Genomic DNA, 17,341 nt, shown 5'->3' with positions numbered 1-17,341 from the left:
GCGTGCCGCCAAAGCTGCGCTCCCACACATGCGTCCACGGGCGCAGCGCGCCAGCCGGACCACTCAGCCGATGAGCTTCTGATTGCGCGCCCAAACCATCGCGTCGTAGCGTCGCGAGACGCCAAGCTTGCAGAACACATTGCGCAGATTCCACTTCACCGTTTCGACAGTAATATCGAGCGCTAACGCGATGCGCTTGTTCGACATGGCTTGCCCAACGAGCCCGAGAATCTGCACCTCCCGCTGCGTGAGCTTCGTGTGGCTATTGCGCTCGCTGCTGCGTGGTCCAGGCGTGGAAACAGCGCGTCCCGGCGGTGGTTCCACCGGGTAGGTGCCCAACAGATCGTGCGCAAACTGCAGTGCGGGACCTTGCAGAACTTGTGCGCCTACTGTCAGCGCGAGTTCGTCGCGCGCAAGGGTTCCTTCGTCAAGGAACGTACGCATGAGTCCGTAGCGGCACCCGTCTTGCACGGCCCGGTTGCGCGATGCCATTGCCTCGTTGACGCGGCCAAGTCGCGCAAGCGTATGTGCGCTCAGCAGGTCGATCTGCGTAAGAACACGGCCGCGCGCAATCGACAGAGCATACCGGCGCCCAGTCTCCAGTGCTTTGTGTGCGCGTTCCGGATCGCTGGAAAGATGCACGCGTGCACGTGAGAGTTCAGTGGCGAGCGGTATCTCCATCAGAAACGCCTGACTGTGCCGATAGCGGGCGGCGAGCGTGTCGAGCGTTTGCATAAGCGACTCTGCATCGGCCAGGTTGCCGCAGCTTGCGTGAATGCGGATTTGCTCGGCGAGCATCAGCGCGAGCGGTCGATCAAAGCCGAGGCCGCGAAAACGTGCGGCCTGCTCCCGAAGAAACGCGAGGGCCGTTTCGGCACCTTCCTGAAGCAGATCGAGCCGCGCGCGACACAACGATGCAAACACGGTGACCTCGACACCGGATGACTCGAGTAGGCCATGCCGATTCGCAAGCGTCGCGCGTGCGTCGTCGATCTGATTCAGTTCGTATTGAGCGTCGGCGAGAAACGCCGCGCAGACGTTGGCGCAAACCGACCGCTCGCCGGAGGTTTTCACGGCGCGGGCATACAGCGTTGTCGTAAAGCGAGCCGCTTCGCGTGCGTTTCCTTCGAGCAGCAAGGCCAGCGCGTAGGTGCTCTCTGCGATGATCGTGATGTCGTTGTTGCGGTCGGCAGCCTGGATCGGCTCGCTTGCGAGTACCGTGCGCGCCCGCGCGTAGCGACCCGCCGCTGCATACGATACCGACAATGCGGACAGTCTCAGATAACGCAGAAACGGATTGCCGGTCGTGTCGACGCGATGCGATTCGAGCAGAGCGATAGCTTGCTGCGCGTCGTCCCGCTGCAGCGCGATGACGGCGCGCACGAGCGGCAGTGTGCGTGCCGCGCCGGGCCAACGTTGTGCGTCGTCGATGTCCAACTGGTCGAGTTGTGCTTCCGCGTGGTCGGGGAACGCAGTCATCGAAATTGCGAGGCATGCGAGTTCGGCAAGATCGGGATGATCGAGCAGCGTTTCGCGCGGCAGCCGCTCGAGCAGCTTGAGAAGCGGACCGAAGTAGCCGAGCGTCCACGTCGCCGGGCCCGCGCGTTCGATCACCTGCGCGGCGAGTTCGACGTCGCCAGCAAGACTCGCGTGACGCACCGCCTCCGTGAGCAGATTGTGGTTGGCGAACCACTGGCTCGCGCGCCGATGCAGGTGCGCCACTGCGCCGGCGCCGCGCCGTTCGATGCGCGTGTCGAGGAACTCGCCGAATACCCGGTGAAAGCGGAACCAGGACATGTCGTCGTCCAGATCGACGCGCTGAAGCGGCAGGTTCTCCAGCTCGACGCGAGAGAGCAGCTCGGCGGCTCGCGGATTGCCCGTGACGAAGGCCGAAAGCGACGCATTGAAGCGCCGGAAAATCGACATGTCCTCGCAAAACGTGACGAGTTCCGCCGGCAGGGTGGCCATCACTTCTTCGCTGAGCCACGTTTGCAGATCGTTCGAGCGCCACACCAGATGGCGCAGCCGGTTGCGCACGCCTGGGCGGTTGCGCAGCATGATCGCGATCAGTTGCAGGCACGATGGCCAGCCGCCTGTCAGGTCGTGGACCATGCTGGTGTCGTCGGCGCTGATAGTGCCGGCGCCCAGGTTGCCTTCGAGAAAGCTGCGCGTTTCGGTAGAAGAGAAGAGCAGCCCTGTGCCGTCGAGTTCAACTAGCTGATCCATCACCCGAAGGCGGCTCAATCCAAGCGGAGGAACGGCGCGCGATGCAATCAGCAGGTGCAGATTGGGCGGGCACCGTTCGAGCAACTGCCTGATCAACTCGTGAGCGCGCGGATCTTCGACATGGTGGTAGTCGTCGAGGATCAGATACAGGTCGTCCGCCAACGGCTCGATCACGCTCAATATGGACCCCACCGCGTGGTCGATCGAGACCATGCGGGCGCGTTTGCAGGGCAGTTCCCGCCCGCTCGCAGCGCCGAGATTTTGCACTGCCGCCAATAGCGCAAAGCAGAAGTCGGCGAAGCCTTTGTCGTCGCTGGTCAGCGAAAGCCACGCGACGCGCCTGTTGTTCTCCATGCACCGCTGGCGCCATTGCGCGAGCAGCGTGGTCTTGCCGTAGCCCGCGCTTCCAGTGATTAGCGCCAGCGTGCGTTGCTCGATTTGCGCGAGCTGCGCCAAAAGGCTGGCGCGCGCAACGTGTTGTATGCCGATGCGCGGCGGCGCGAACCGCGTCTCGATCAGTAGTCTGTTGAATGGCATCGTCAAAGCGTCGTCAGCGGCGAGTGGTGCTCAAGCCTGGGTTGAACCGGGCTGTGGGCCGTCCGGTTTCGCCCTTCGCGCGACCGGCTTGTGACCGGTAGCGCCCCATCGGGATACAGCGAGTGTACGGCCCGCCAGAGTGATGTCCGCCCCCCTCGTTTGGAGGGGGATGATTGGAGACGCCGAGCGTGGGTGCTCCGAGAAATCCCACGGAAGGGGCGCCTGGATGCGGGCGGATCTAGACTTGTTTTCCGCTGGCGTCGTCACGCAGCAAGAGCGATATAGGGGGAAACCATGAAGCGATGTTTGCGCGTGCTGTGTGCCGTCGTCCTGTCGCTGATCGCGTGCGCCGTGCCGTGGGCTGCGGCGCAAGGCACGCCGGCCGTGCCTGGTGCGGTCGCCGTCACCGTCGACAATTTCGAGCGCGCCGAGTCGGACATGTATTTCGCGTCCCTAGCCAGGCAAGGCGCTTTCGGCAAGCTGTTTCACTATCGCGAACTGATGCCGGTCGAACGGCAAGCCGTCGTGCGTCCGAACCGCGACACGCTTTACTCTGTCGGCGTTTTCGATCTCGATGCCGGCTCCGTCACCATCACGCTGCCGGATGCCGGCACACGCTTTCGCTCCGTCGCGGCCATCAGCGAGGACAACTACGTGCCCGTCGTGGCTTACGGCAATGGGCCCTACACGTTCACGCGCGAGCAGATCGGCACGCGCTACCTGCTGATCGGCGTTCGCATGCGAGCCGATGTGCGCGATCCCGCGGACCTGCGGGCGGCGCATGCGTTGCAGGACGGCATCGGGCTGCAGCAGGCCGCGCCGGGAAGCTTCGAGGCGCCCGCGTGGGACAAGGTGAGCCAGAAGCGCGTCCGCGAGGCGCTGGTTGCGCTCGGCGAAACGCTGCCCGATCTCAACGGCGCATTCGGCACGCGGGGCCAGGTGTCGCCCGTGCGTCATCTGATCGGCACCGCTATCGCAATGGGCGGCAATCCGGATAAGGACGCGGTGTACCTGAACGTCACGCCTCCGCGCAACGACGGCTACACCGTCTATCGGCTGAAAGTAGCGGACGTTCCCGTGAACGGCTTCTGGTCGATCAGCGTGTACAACGCCAAAGGCTTTTTCGAGCCCAACGCTCAGGGCGCTTATACGGTCGACAACGTCCTGGCGAAGAAAGATGCCGACGGAACGATAGCCGTGCAATTCGGCGGCTGTGACGGCACAGCGCCGAACTGTCTGCCTATTACGCCCGGCTGGAACTATATGGTCCGCATGTACCGACCTCGCGCGGAGGTATTGGACGGCCGCTGGACGTTTCCCGCAGCGCAGACGCTCTGAAAAGCGGCATGCAAATCTAGGACCATTCGCCGAGGAACTCATGAATCGAGCGCTCCGGGCATGGCGTTTATGCTGTGCACTTGTTCTTGCGAGCCTTCTGCTGCAATCGGTCGTTGCGCAGACAGTTGCGGCGGCACCGCCTGCGGCTGCGATCGTGCAAGCCGCTGACGACGGCTCGCGCATCCGTGACGCATTCGAAGCCGCAGTCTGGGGCATGCCGATGGTCAGCGTGGACGCGATGCGCGACGCGTATTTTCACGACGCGGGAGCGCGTTACAACGACATCGTCTACTGGTCGCGTCCGGCCGACTGGAAGAACCAGACGTCCACGCCCAACTCGTCATCGCTTTACGTCTACTTCAATTACAACCTGAAGGACGGCCCGCTCGTCGTGACCATTCCCGACGCGGATGGCGTCGGCGTATTCGGCAGCGTGCTCGACGCGTGGCAGATACCGCTCGCCGACATTGGCCAGGACGGAGAAGACCACGGCAAACGCGCGCGCTACCTGTTGCTGCCACCTGGGTTCGAAGGCGAGGTGCCGACGGGTTACATTCCTGTTCCGGCCAACACCTACAACGGCTACGCGCTGATTCGCGTGACGCCGGCCACGATGTCGGCGGGCGGGCTCAGCCAGGCCAATGCCTTCATCGAGAAATTGCATGTGGCGAGTCTGTCCGATGCATCGCGCGACACGCCGCAGCGTTTCATCAAAATGGACGGAAAGGTATCTGACGGTATCGTGCAGTTCGACGACACCTATTTCGTCCGGCTGACGCGCATGGTGAACGAGGAGCCGCCTCTGCCGCGCGACGCTGGCGTTTATGCGCGGTTGCAGGCGCTTGGCATCGAACCGGGTAAGCCGTTTGCTCCGGACCCAACTACGCGCGCGCAATTGCGCGCGGCGGCCAGTCTCGCTCGAGCTAGCTTCCGCCAGACGCTTCTATCGGGCGCGCGCGCGTGGTGGCCCGGTTCGCAGTGGGGCACGTCCTCGCCGGTTCCATTAGCTGTCAAAACCCGTTTCACGTTTGACGATGGAAGCGGCATCGACACCGCCATGCGCGGTGCACTTTACTTCCTGGCCGATGCACCGCCGAAAAAGCTCGGCAAGGCGACTTTCTATTTGACAACTTGGCGCGACAAGAACGGCCAGTTGCTCGACGGATCGACTCAATATCGTCTGCGGGTCCCGCCGCAAGTGCCCGCGCGGCAGTTCTGGGCCGTGAACGTGTACGACGGCGAGACCTGCGGATTCATCCGTGGCGCACTGCGCGTTGGCGCGGACTCCTACGACAAGACACTTCGGCGCAACGCGGACGGCTCCGTCGACATTGACTTCGGGCCCGTGCCGCCAGCCGGACACGCGACAAACTGGATCTACACGGCGCCCGGCAAACCGTGGTTCGCCGCGTTCCGGCTGTACGGACCGGAAGCGGCGATTTTCGACAAGTCGTGGAGCTTGCCCGATATTGCGCGAGAGTAGGGTCGATCATTCCGGACCGGGGTATCAACGATTAAGCAGCGGTTGGCTTGCAGCGTGAGCGCGTCATGCTGTCGGCGCGCAAGACTGACGAACTGCTTGATGCGATGAAGCGTGCGCATTCACGAGGCATCGAGGCCGACTGCATCGCCTCCGCCGACGCATGTGAAGACGCTATCCCGCGAGTCGCGCTCAATACGCTGGCCGCCTTCGGCCGCGTCAACATCCTCGTGAACAATGCAAGGGCGACGTGGGGCGCGCCCGCCGAGCACTCAACGATCTTCGCGTAAGCGTAACCGCTCGCCATTCCCCGACCCCCAAAAAAGGTAGGGGCGTACACCGGCGCACGGCCCCTATGATGAATCGTCAAAGTTCGCCGATGCGGCGAAAACAACAGAAGACGAAAAGGAGCAGACATGACGCGCAAAGTGGTAGTGGCCGGAGTGGGGATGGTTCCCTTCACGAAGCCTGGCGCCAGCGAGACTTACGATCTGATGGGCGCCCGCGCAGCGCGACTTGCGCTCGACGACGCCGGCGTCGAATATCAGGCAATCGAGCAGGCGTATGCGGGTTTCGTCTACGGCGACTCGACTGCGGGACAGCGTGCGCTGTATCACGTCGGCATGACGGGTGTGCCGATCATCAACGTGAACAACAACTGCTCGACGGGATCGACGGGACTGTATCTGGCTCGCCAGGCAATCGCGTCCGGTGCGGTGGAGATTGCGCTCGTCGTCGGCTTCGAACAGATGAACCCTGGCGCGCTCAATAGCTGTTTCACCGACCGGCCGCTGCCGCTCGACCTCTTCTTCGATCAATGCGATCGTCTCGGTGTGCCGCCCGAAGTGCCGCCCGCATTGCGCATCTTCGGCGGCGCGGGCATGGAACACATGAAGCGCTTCGGCACGCCGCTCGAATCGTTCGCAAAGATTCGCGCGAAGGCGAGCCGGCATGCGTCGAACAATCCGCTGGCTGTGTTTCGTCAGGTCCTTACTCCTGAAGAAGTGCTCGCCGACAAGGTGATGTGGCCCGGCGTGATGACGCGTCTGATGGCTTGCCCGCCGACTTGTGGCGCGGCAGCCGCCGTGCTGTGCAGCGAGGAATATGCGCAGAAGCACAAGCTTGACTCGCGTGTGTGGATTGCCGCCCAGGCATTGACGACCGATCGCCCGATCGCGCTCGAAGGCGACGACTTGCGCTATGTGGCCGGTTATGGGCTAGCGAAAGAAGCGGCGGACAAGGTTTACGAAGCGGCGGGTGTCGGTGCGGAAGACGTCGATGTCGTCGAACTTCACGACTGTTTCGCGCACAACGAACTGATCATGTACGAAGCGCTCGGTCTGTGCCCCGAGGGAGACGCCGCGAAGTTCATCGACGCGGGCGACAACACCTATGGCGGCCGCTATGTCGTCAACCCGTCGGGCGGACTGTTGTCGAAAGGACATCCGATCGGAGCGACAGGGCTCGCGCAATGCAGCGAACTTGTCCAGCAGCTACGCGGCAATGCGGGAAAGCGCCAGGTCGACGGCGCGCGCGTCGCGTTGCAACACAACGTCGGTCTCGGCGGCGCGTGCGTCGTGACGATGTACCGCATCTGATCCGGAGAAACCCATGGATTTCCAACCCGATCCGGGGCTGGACACGTTTCGCGAGGAAGTGCGGGCGTTCCTGCACGAGCATTTGCCCGACGAGCTTCGCGACACAGGGATCGGCCGGGTTCGGTCCTCGCGCGAACATATCAGGCGCTGGCAACGCATTCTGAACGCGCGAGGGTGGGGCGCGCCCTATTGGGCACGCGAGCATGGCGGCACCGGTTGGACGGTGCAGCAGCGTCTCGCATTCGACGAAGAGTGTGCAACGGTCGGCGCGCCAACGCAGGACTTTTTGGCGCAAAAGCTGCTGGGCCCCGCACTCAACGCGTTTGCGTCGAAGGAGCAATGGGACGAACACGTCGCGCGCATTGTGACTGGCGAGCGTCTGTGGTGTCAGGGTTTTTCCGAGCCGGGAGCGGGCTCCGACCTCGCATCGCTGCGTACCAGCGCGCAGCAGGACGGTGATCATTACATCGTGAACGGTCAGAAGATCTGGACGAGCTATGCACACGAAGCCGACTGGATCTTTTTGCTCGTGCGCACGGATAGTACCGTCAAGAAGCAGGCCGGCATCAGTTTTCTGCTCGCCGACATGAACACGCCGGGTATCGCGGTGCGGCCGATTCTCAGCATCGACGGCTGCCACCATCTGAACGAGGTCTTTCTGGACAACGTGCGTGTGCCGCGGAGCAATCTTGTAGGCGGCGAGGGCGACGGATGGAAGATCACCAAGTTTCTGCTGAACAACGAACATGCCGGTGCTGCCGAATTGCCGGTTCTGCGCCGGTGCATGACGCGACTCAAAGCGCTGGCGCTGAGTCGGTCGGTCGATGGGCGGCGCCTCATCGAAGATCGCGGCTTTGCGTTGAAGCTTGCGCGTCTCGAAGCCGAGCTTGATGCGATCGTCATGATGGCGCAGCGCGTCGCGGCCATGGAGCAGGATCACAGCCCAGCTGCGCACGCGCTCGGTTCGATGCTCAAGGTTCGCGGCACCGAATTGCAGCAGAAGCTTACGGAGTACCTGGTCGAAGCGCTCGGCGAGGATGGGGCGCTGGCTTATCCCGAGCCGCACGATACGGCGGATAAGGAACCGTTGCCGCGCGAGGATAGCGGCCGCGGCATCGCCACGGAAATGTTTTTCCGCCGCGCCGCGACCATTTACGGCGGCGCGAGCGAGGTGCAGCGCGGCATCATCGCTAAAACGCTGTTTCAACTCTGAGAGAAGAACTGGTTATGAATTTCAATCTCGACTCAGAGCAGCAGATGCTGCAGGACAGCGTGCGTCGCTTTATCGTCCGTGACTACAGCTTCGAGACGCGCAACGCCGCGCTGGCAGTGGGAAGCGCGTGCAGCGAGCCGCATTGGCGTACGTTTGCCGACAACGGCTGGCTTGCGGCGGCGCTGCCCGAGGCCCACGGTGGTCTCGGCGGCACAGTGATAGAGACGGTATTGATCGCGCAGGAATTCGGCCGAGCACTGGTTCTCGAACCGTATATGGGCTGTGCGGTGCTGGGCGCGCAGGTTGTCGTCGCGGCCGGCACGCCCGCGCAATGCGACAGTCTGTTGCCGTCCGCTGCCGACGGCGCGCGAAGACTGGCGCTCGCCCACGCAGAGGTGCAACGAGGCGTGCTCGCGGCGACCGTGCAGACGCGCGCCGAACGCTCGGGCGAGGGCTACCGCCTGTTTGGCATCAAGACGCTCGTGCCAGGAGGCGCGGACGCGCATACGTTCATCGTCTCGGCAATGACACCGGACACCGACGGCCTCACGCTATTCATCGTCGATAGAAACACGCCGGGACTGATGCGCCGCACGCTGCCGCTTCATGACGGCAGCCAGGCCGCCGAACTGACACTCGACGGTGTATCCGTGACGCGCGCGGCGGCTCTCGGCGAGCCCGGCCACGGTCTGCCCGCTGTACGGCATGCGTTTGCGCACGGCACGGCCACGCTGTGCGCGGAACTGGTCGGCGGCATGGAGCAGGCCATTGCGATGACTGCGGATTACCTGAAGGTCCGCAAGCAGTTCGGCGTGCCGCTCGGCAGTTTGCAGGCGTTGCAGCATCGGCTCGCCGACATGGCTGCCGAACTCGAAGTGGCGCGCTCGATGTTGTTCGGGCTGCTTGCGTCGATTGAGAATGACAGCGCCGATCAACGCGATTACGTCGTTTCGCAGACGGCGTCCATTGTGGTGGCGGCGGCGAAATACGTCTTCGGCCAGGCTATCCAGCTGCATGGCGGTATCGGTATGACCGACGAATATCAGGTCGGCCACTACTACAAACGGGCAATCGTTGCGCAGGCCCTGCTTGGCGGCGGCGACCGGCACGACGCACGGCGCGCTCAATACTTGCAGCGCACACTGGTTCATGGAGACATCCGGGTATGAGAGAGTTCAAAAAGATCGCCGATCTTCAGGCAATGCTGGGTGAGTCGATCGGCACAAGCGACTGGCTGCTGATCGACCAGGCGCGAGTGAATCAGTTCGCCGAGGCGACGGGTGACCATCAATGGATACATGTCGACGTCGAGCGTGCAAAAGCGGGCCCCTTCGGCGGAACCATCGCGCATGGCTTTTTGACGCTGAGCCTGCTGCCCGCTTTTCTCGCGACCGCGTTCCGTGTTGAAGACGTGCGCAGCGGCTTGAACTATGGTCTCGACAAGGTGCGCTTCATCGCGCCTGTGCCGGTGGGCAGCCGCGTGCGTGCGAGCTTTCGTCTGGTCGGCTTCGAGCCGCTCGCCAACTCGGGCGTTCAGGTCAAGTTCGAGATGGCCGTGGAGTGCGAGGGCGCGGGCAAGCCTGCCTGTATTGCCGAATCGATCATGCGTCTTTTTTGCTGACGGTGGGTGCGGGTGTTTTCAAGTGTTGGTGGCTCGTCGCTCTTGCATAAGCTTTTTGGCCTATGAGCTACGGCTACGCTCGCCGCTATTTCAGCTACAACAGCCTCACTGTGCCGTTGGATATTGGCACGTGGCAATGCACGCTCCTGCTGCGCCGCGACTATGCCGACCAGGCGCGACAGTGGAAGTCATCGCGCGATCGGGATCGCCGCTCGTCAAGCGAGTGGGCCCGCGACCGACCGCACTCGCGAAGCGGCTCGATCTTCGATGACCGCGACGACGAAGCGGCCGAGAAGCGTCAGTGTGAGGACGACGTGCGAGCCTTTGCGTTGTACTTCCGGCCGAATTACGACTTTCGGCGGCTGATCCACACAGACATCGACGCGATCATGTCGTTCGTCAGCGAGTTCCTGAATGTCGCGCACTGGAACCTGCCGACCGACAACGCCGGCGTAGAGCGCTTGCTCAAACAGGCCGTCGCGGACGGCAGGCTGGTGCCGACCATCGATCGCGATCGGCGCACGCCCGCGCGAACTTTTCGGCCCGCGCCTGCGCCGCTGCGCTGTCTGTCAGACGGCGGCAGTGGTGAGGCGCGTCCGGCGTACTTGTTCCCGCCGGGCACCACCGCGTTTGATGGCGAGCCCGTGCTGTCCGGGCCGTACAATCCTGCTTCGCAAGTTAGGCAAGGGGCTGCTTTGCGAACGAGCGCGTCGAGTGACGCCGCTGGCGGCAGCTTCGACTGGCTCGGAGCAGCCGAGACGGCCGTTGAGACCGTGCTGCGACACAATGAAGGTCCCGACGAATTTGCAAGCGATGCCGACGACGATGCGTCAATGCAGTTCGCCGATGCGCAGCCGTTCGAATACACGCCAGACGCCCCAAGTGGCGATGTTGAAGAACTGGCCGCAAGCACTCGTAATCCCGACTACGCGGCAAAGATGCTTGGCTATGAGCGCGACGTATTCGGCGACATGATTCACGCGATGAAGGACGCGAATAAATTGGGCGGAGCTGACAACGTTATTTGGCATGACAACGGAGACGTCTACTTCAACGGAAAGTGGCTCGACAACATGCGCAACTACTGAGTGCAAAATTGACATGAGTGTTCATCAACTCGCACATGCGACTTTTTCAATCGCGGGCGACGATATCGTGCCTGAGTCGTGGACAAGATATTTTGGAGTTGTGCCGGATGTAGCGATCACTAAAGGTGACCCGGTAATAGATCCAACGGGACAGAGACGACAGTTCACGCGGCGCACGGGAGTCTGGAGCGTCCGTAGCAAATCCGCCATCCAAAGCGACCACCTGGAGCCGCACTTACGGTATCTCGTCGAACGTCTCGGTCTGCCTCGCCCCGACCTTCGCGACCTACTCAAAACCCAGTCCGCGCGAGTGCGCTTCTTCTGCTACTGGTTCAACGAGCCGGGCCATTGCGTGCCGGACGTGCCCGACGACATCCGCGCAATGATGGAATCCATGGGCGGCATAGTCGACATCGACGAATACCGGTAGATTCGCGCCGCGCATGAGCCCAGCCAATTTCACGGCAAGACGCCCACAACACAACCTACTCGATCAACTCATTCTTACGCGCCCACAGCATCGCGTCATAGCGGCTCGAAACGCCGAGCTTTGCGAAGACATTGCGCAGATTCCATTTGACCGTTTCGAGCGTGATGTTGAGCGCAAGCGCAATGCGCTTGTTCGACATCGCTTGAGCGACCAGCGTGAGAATTTCGCGTTCGCGCAGCGTCAAGGCCGGCTGCCCCTGGCCGCTCCCGCTCCCGCTACAGCGAGTCGGCGAAGATCGGTTAGCCACCACGAAGCCGGCGCTGTCCTCGCATTTCTCCAGCAGACCGACCACGTACCCCGCAGCAGCGTCGTCGAGCCACTTTTCGGCGAGCGCACGTTCGAACAATGCGGCAGTCGTGGCGCGCTCGTCGATGAATGTGCGCACGAGCCCCAAGCGCGCACCGTGTTCGACGGCTTGAACGACAAGCGGCTTCGCCTCATTCACGCGTCCAAGCTCTACAAAAACCGACGCCGCTAAAAAGCAGGCCAGCACAACAAGCCGTCCTCGCCCCAACGCCTCGGCGCGCGCCTTGACGAAGCACAGCGCATCGAGCGCCCGCTGGGGTTGAGTCGCGCGCAGCACGCGGGCCCGCGCAAGCGCGGCGATAGCCGCAATTTCGGCCCGGATTCCCTGATCCGCGTCGTGACTCCGCGCAAGCTCGCCGAGCAGCACGTCGAGTTCGGCTGCACGCGCAGTATTGCCCTCCAGCATCAGTATGTTGATCTGCTGAGCGAGCATGTACGCGACTGCGCGAGGCTGTCCAGCGTTACGCAAATGAGCCGTCTGCCCTTCAAGAAACGATAGCGCGACACTGGCGCTCACTTGCAGCAAGTCCAGCCGCGCACGGCAAAGCGAGGCGCGTATCGTGATGTCCGGCCCCGACGCCCGCAGCAGGCCGGGGCGATTCGCGATGGTCTCGCGTGCGTCGTCGATACGGTCCAGTTCGTAATAGGCATCCACCAGCACGCTCGCGCAAATATTGGCGCTGATCGAATGACGCCCGACCGCATTCACCGAGCGCGCCAGCAGCGGCGTGCCGAGGCGCTCGGCCTCGCGTACGTCGCCTTCGCCGAGCAACGCGGCCACACGCGCCGATTCGACCACGAGCGCCATGTCGTTGTCGCGGTCCGCGGGCGGCACGGGGCGCAGATCGAGCTGGCGTCGCGCGTCTGCGTAGCGGCCCGCGGCCGCATAGGCGACGCACAATTCGGCGACCAGCAGATAGCGCAGGAACGGGTTGTCGATGCTGACATCGCGAAGCGGCTCGAGCAGCTCCAGCATCCGCGGCGTGTCGTCGTTCTGGAACGCGATGGCCGCGTGGATCAACGGGATGCATGTCGTGAGCGCGGGGTCTCGCGTTATATCGCCGGACTCCAGCCGCGTGAGCCACGCCGCCGCTTTGCCGGGGCGCGTCGTCAGCGCGACGGTCAGGCAAGCAATAAACAGCAGCCGTTGATGTTGAACCAGCGTCGCTTCGGGAAGCCGCTCGAGCAGATGCAGCATCGGGCTCAGGTATTCGAGGCTCCATGTCGCTGGCTCCGCGCTTTCGATAACCGTGGCCGCGAACTCGTGATCGCCGCCGGCGCTGGCATGGCGCACGGCGTCGGCGAGGTAGCCATGTTCGGCGAACCAGCGGCTCGCGCGCAGATGAAACCCTTGAGCGCCGGATGGATCGGCAGCGACAAGCCGAGCCGCGAGAAAGTCGCCGAACAGAGGATGAAAGCGATACCAGGCCAGACGTTCGTCGCAATCGATGCGGTTGATCAGCAGGTTCTCGTCCTCCATGCGCTTCAGCAGGTCGCGCGCATTGGCGTTACCCGTGACATGCCGCGCGAGCGGCGCGCTGAAGCGGCGGAACAGCGACAACGCTCCGGCGAACGCGACCAGCTCAGCAGGCAGGTTCGCCATCACTTCTTCGCTGAGATAGGCCTGCAAATCGCCGTGGCGCCAGGCCAGATCGCGCAGTGTGCCGAGCGATGCCGGCCGGTTCTTCAGCATGATGACGATCAACTGCACGCACGACGGCCAGCCGCCCGTGACGTCCTGAATCAGACGGAGATCGTCCGCGTGCAGTGTGCCCGTTCCCAGATTCTCTTCGACGAAGCTCCGCGTTTCGGCCATGCCAAACGGCAAAGCTGTGCTGTCGAGTTCGGCGAGCTGATTCGTCATTCGAAGCCGGCTGAGCGCAAGCGGCGGCGCGACGCGCGAGGCGACCACCACATGCAGCGTGCCCGGCGCCTGATCGAGCAGCTTCTGCATGAAGCGGTGCACGGGCGGGGCATCGACGAGATGATAGTCGTCAATGAACACGTAAATGTCCTTCGACAGGTCGAGCACGCCGTCCACGAGCATCGCGACGAGCGCGTCCATGCCGGCAGGGTTTGCGTCTTCGAGCAGCAGCTCGGGCTCGGCGCGCAGGCCGACGCGTTGCATCGCCATGAACAGCGTCGCGCAGAACGCGGCGTAATCGGCTTCGTCCGCGCTCAGCGATAACCACGCGACGTCCGCGCCCGCCTTCACGCATCGCTCGCGCCATTGGGCGAGGAGGGTCGTCTTGCCGTAGCCCGCGCTCCCGGTGACGAGCGCAAGCGTGGCGTGCCGCATGCGCTCGAGATGCGTGAGCAGATCGGCGCGCCGGACCGTTTTCGAGCCGATGCGCGGCGGCGAAAACCTCGTGGATGCCACTTGTCTGGTGAATGCGGTCGTCAAATCGTTACCCGAATCAGTGCCCATTCCGAACAGCCATTGTCCACAGAAAATCGCGCGCGCCGCAATCGGAGCCAACGTCAGGAGGCAACGTCAGGAGGCAACGTCAGGACCGTGCCCTCGCGCAATAAAACCCGCAACAAGCCGCAAGAAAAAAAGGAGGCGATCAACTTAACACAACGTCCTCACGACGCCCTTGTTCCATCCGGATGACGTATTTCTTCTATGTAGCCGATTTATGTCGGCGTCTACTGAAAACGCTGCTCGAAACATCACTCGCGGCCGTCGCCGCATCATTCAGGGGATGCCATGCCTACCGCTTCTCAGCCTCGCGCAAGTGCCGCCGCGCGACTCGAACGGCTGCCGTTCTCCGGTTATCACCGGACCATCTTCATCATCATCGCGATTGCGTTCTTCTTCGATTCCGTCGATCTCGGCACGATGACCTTCGTGCTCGGTTCGATCAAGACCGAATTCGGCTTGTCGACGGCAACCGCGGGGCTCGTCGCGAGTGCGAGCTTCTTCGGCATGGTGGGCGGTGCGGCCGTGGCGGGACTGCTGGCCGATCGCTTCGGACGCCGGCCGGTTTTTCAGTGGAGCATGGTGCTGTGGGGCCTCGCCTCGTATCTCTGTTCGACGGCGCAAAGCGTCGAAGCGCTGATTTTCTATCGCGTGCTGCTCGGTTTCGGCATGGGCATGGAGTTTCCGATCGCGCAAACGCTGCTGTCGGAATTCGTTCCCGCTTCGTCGCGAGGCCGTCTGATTGCGTTGATGGACGGCTTCTGGCCGCTCGGTTTCATCACGGCGGGCGTGGTGTCGTACTTCGTGCTGCCGGCCTACGGCTGGCGCACGGAGTTCGCGTTGCTCGCGATTCCGGCCGTCTTCGTGCTGATCGTGCGCCGTGTCGTGCCTGAGTCGCCGCGTTGGCTCGAACATCGCGGACGGCGCGGCGAGGCCGATAAAATTCTCGCCGACATCGAGGTCAAGGTGATGAAGGCCGCCGGTCTGAGCCGTTTGCGCGAGCCGGTCATGCTCGTCGAACCGGTGGCCGCCAAAGGCGCGGGCGCGTTTCGCGAGATCTGGAGCGCGGCTTACCGGCGTCGCACGATCATGGTGTGGACGTTGTGGTTCTTCGCGCTGCTCGGCTTTTACGGATTGACTTCGTGGCTCGGCGCGTTGATGCAGCAGGCGGGCTTCGCGGTGACGAAGTCGGTGCTGTATACGGTGCTGATTTCGCTCGGCGGCATTCCCGGGTTTATCTGCGCGGCGTGGCTGGTCGAGCGTTGGGGACGCAAGCCGACATGTATCGCGTCGCTCGCGGGCAGTGCGGTGATGGCCTACGTCTATGGACAAACCGCGCTGCATGCGCAAACGCCCACGCTGTTGATCTGCGCCGGCCTCGCGATGCAGTTTTTCCTGTTCGCGATGTGGGCGGTGCTCTACACCTACACGCCCGAGCTGTACGGCACCGGCGCGCGCGCGACGGGCTCCGGTTTCGCGTCGGCAATCGGCCGCGTGGGCTCGCTGATCGGGCCGTACGTGGTCGGCGTCGTGCTGCCGATGTTCGGACAGGGCGGCGTGTTCTCGCTCGGCGCAATGTGTTTCGTGATCGCGGCCGCGGCTGTGTGGATACTCGGCATCGAAACACGCGGACTCGCGCTCGAGACGCTCGTGTCCGAAGCGGTCGAGAGCGACGCGCACGGCGTGCTGAGTCCGGTGCGCGATTGACGACCCACCCATGAAGAACGCAGTCGTTGTCGGCTGCGCTCTTCACAGCTAACCGGGCATCGGCGCTTACTGTTTGCTCGCCACCAGTGCCGACACGATCCGATACGCAGCGCTCACGCGGTCCTCGATCGGGAAGTTTCTGTTGGCAAGCAAAACGACGCCGACGTGTTTCTGCGGAATGAAGGCAACGTAGGTGCCGAACCCATTCGTCGAACCGGTTTTGTTGATCCACACATTCTGCTGCGGCGGCAAGGGCGGCTCGATTGCGATGACCGGCGTCGCCGTGGTGGCCATCGCGGGCGCATTGCCTTCGTGCAAGGTCGTCAACGTGACGGGATACGCGTACTGCTCCCATATCAGGTCCTGCGTCAGCACGCCGGCCTTGAAGTAGCCCGTGTGTGTCGCCGTGATCGCGCGCTGAAGCTGGTTGTCGACGTCGATCAGATTCATGTTCGCTTGCACGAAACGCAGCATGTCGGCGGCGGTTGTCCTCACGCCATACGCTTCGTCGGCGAGCACGCCGCCTTTCATGCGGATTGGCGCGCCGTCCTTCGTATAGCCCTGTGCGTAGTCGGACATTTTCGTTGGCGGAACATGGATGTAGCTGCTCGTCATGCCGAGCGCCGGAAACAGGCGCTGCTCCATCAGCGACGCAAAGTCCTGATTCATGCTTTTCGCCGTGATCAGACCGAGCGTGCCGATCCCCGGATTCGCGTAGGTACGATACATCCCCGGCGCGGAGGCCGGTTTCCATGTGCTGAAGTACTGCAACAACTGCGCGTTGTCGTGGACCTCGTCGGGCACCTGGAGCGGCAGACCGCCGGGCGTGTGCGTGCCGAGATTCAGCAGGCTAACCTTGCCGAATGCGCTGCCTCGCAAGGACGGCAAGTATGTTTGCGTCGGGTCCGACAGCCTCAGATGGCCGCTCAACTGCGCATATTCGGCAAGCGTCGCGGTGAATGTCTTGCTCACGGAGCCGATTTCAAAGAGCGTGCGCTGCGTGACCGGCTTGCCGGTTTCCGCCGATGCCACGCCGTAGTCGAAGACGTACGTTTTGCCATTGGCGACGATGCCGACCGCCATCCCAGGCACATGATGTTTCGCCATCAGCGGTTCGATGGCGGAGTCCACTACGGATTTCACCTGGCCTTCGCTTGCCGCGCGGCTTGCCTGCGCGGGCGCGCCCAGCGCAAACAGCAGGGTGACCATCAGGATCACGGCTTTTAGCTTCATGTGCAACGCTTCCTCGAACGGTTATCGGCGGGTCTCCAGACGCAGCACTATCCCGCTTTGGGAAAGTGCTGACAATCGACGA

The 17,341-nt window shown here is 63.0% G+C and carries 13 protein-coding genes; 10 read left to right on the top strand and 3 right to left on the bottom strand.

Going from position 1 to position 17,341, the window contains the following annotated elements:
• Window positions 1–63 precede the first annotated feature (63 nt).
• Window positions 64–2,763 carry a winged helix-turn-helix domain-containing protein gene (locus P0D87_RS27470; RefSeq protein WP_053860622.1) on the bottom strand — a complete coding sequence of 900 codons (2,700 nt, stop codon included), beginning with the start codon at window positions 2,761–2,763 and terminating at the stop codon, window positions 64–66.
• A gap of 294 nt (window positions 2,764–3,057) precedes the next feature.
• Here P0D87_RS27470 and P0D87_RS27465 point away from each other — a divergent pair, with 294 nt between their 5' ends.
• From P0D87_RS27465 to P0D87_RS27425, 9 genes are all read left to right on the top strand, one after another.
• Window positions 3,058–4,101 (top strand): DUF1254 domain-containing protein, encoded by a 1,044-nt coding sequence (locus tag P0D87_RS27465; protein ID WP_082367231.1) that lies wholly within the window; start codon window positions 3,058–3,060, stop codon window positions 4,099–4,101.
• Window positions 4,102–4,141: 40 nt separating this feature from the next.
• The gene (locus P0D87_RS27460) at window positions 4,142–5,584 is read left to right on the top strand and encodes a DUF1214 domain-containing protein (protein WP_408637083.1); all 1,443 of its coding nucleotides are present in this window, start codon (window positions 4,142–4,144) and stop codon (window positions 5,582–5,584) included.
• 65 nt (window positions 5,585–5,649) lie between these two features.
• On the top strand, window positions 5,650–5,871 hold the full coding sequence (locus tag P0D87_RS27455; RefSeq protein ID WP_053860624.1) for a Rossmann-fold NAD(P)-binding domain-containing protein: 222 nt from the start codon (window positions 5,650–5,652) through the stop codon (window positions 5,869–5,871).
• A gap of 126 nt (window positions 5,872–5,997) precedes the next feature.
• Window positions 5,998–7,179 (top strand): lipid-transfer protein, encoded by a 1,182-nt coding sequence (locus P0D87_RS27450; RefSeq protein WP_053860625.1) that lies wholly within the window; start codon window positions 5,998–6,000, stop codon window positions 7,177–7,179.
• Between the two features lie 13 nt (window positions 7,180–7,192).
• Complete coding sequence (locus P0D87_RS27445) at window positions 7,193–8,392, top strand: acyl-CoA dehydrogenase family protein (protein WP_053860626.1); 1,200 nt, start codon at window positions 7,193–7,195, stop codon at window positions 8,390–8,392.
• A 14-nt stretch (window positions 8,393–8,406) separates the two neighbouring features.
• Entirely contained in the window at window positions 8,407–9,561 is a 1,155-nt protein-coding gene (locus P0D87_RS27440; RefSeq protein WP_053860627.1) for an acyl-CoA dehydrogenase family protein, read from the top strand.
• Entirely contained in the window at window positions 9,558–10,013 is a 456-nt protein-coding gene (locus P0D87_RS27435; RefSeq protein ID WP_053860628.1) for a MaoC family dehydratase, read from the top strand. Before P0D87_RS27440 ends, P0D87_RS27435 begins: the two co-directional genes overlap by 4 nt.
• Window positions 10,014–10,075: 62 nt before the next feature.
• Window positions 10,076–11,101 carry a hypothetical protein gene (locus tag P0D87_RS27430; protein WP_321175851.1) on the top strand — a complete coding sequence of 342 codons (1,026 nt, stop codon included), beginning with the start codon at window positions 10,076–10,078 and terminating at the stop codon, window positions 11,099–11,101.
• Between the two features lie 13 nt (window positions 11,102–11,114).
• Window positions 11,115–11,531: a DUF4279 domain-containing protein gene (locus tag P0D87_RS27425; protein WP_053860629.1), complete on the top strand. Its 417-nt coding sequence runs from the start codon at window positions 11,115–11,117 to the stop codon at window positions 11,529–11,531.
• Between the two features lie 55 nt (window positions 11,532–11,586).
• Here P0D87_RS27425 and P0D87_RS27420 read toward each other — a convergent pair whose 3' ends face one another.
• The gene (locus P0D87_RS27420; RefSeq protein ID WP_321175852.1) at window positions 11,587–14,277 is read right to left on the bottom strand and encodes a winged helix-turn-helix domain-containing protein; all 2,691 of its coding nucleotides are present in this window, start codon (window positions 14,275–14,277) and stop codon (window positions 11,587–11,589) included.
• 330 nt (window positions 14,278–14,607) lie between these two features.
• On the opposite strand from P0D87_RS27420, the gene P0D87_RS27415 reads away from it, so the two are divergent.
• Window positions 14,608–16,026, top strand: coding sequence for an MFS transporter (locus tag P0D87_RS27415; protein ID WP_053860631.1), 1,419 nt, complete (start codon window positions 14,608–14,610; stop codon window positions 16,024–16,026).
• 66 nt (window positions 16,027–16,092) lie between these two features.
• Here P0D87_RS27415 and ampC read toward each other — a convergent pair whose 3' ends face one another.
• Window positions 16,093–17,259, bottom strand: a complete 1,167-nt coding sequence (gene ampC / locus P0D87_RS27410) for a class C beta-lactamase (protein ID WP_053860632.1) — start codon at window positions 17,257–17,259, stop codon at window positions 16,093–16,095.
• Window positions 17,260–17,341: the final 82 nt, after the last annotated feature.

Source organism: Paraburkholderia sp. RL17-368-BIF-A (assembly GCF_046054045.1).
In the GTDB taxonomy this organism is placed as follows: Bacteria; Pseudomonadota; Gammaproteobacteria; order Burkholderiales; family Burkholderiaceae; genus Paraburkholderia; species Paraburkholderia graminis.
The sequence above is the reverse complement of the archived record's forward strand: the minus strand, read 5'-3'. Positions and strand labels throughout refer to the sequence as shown.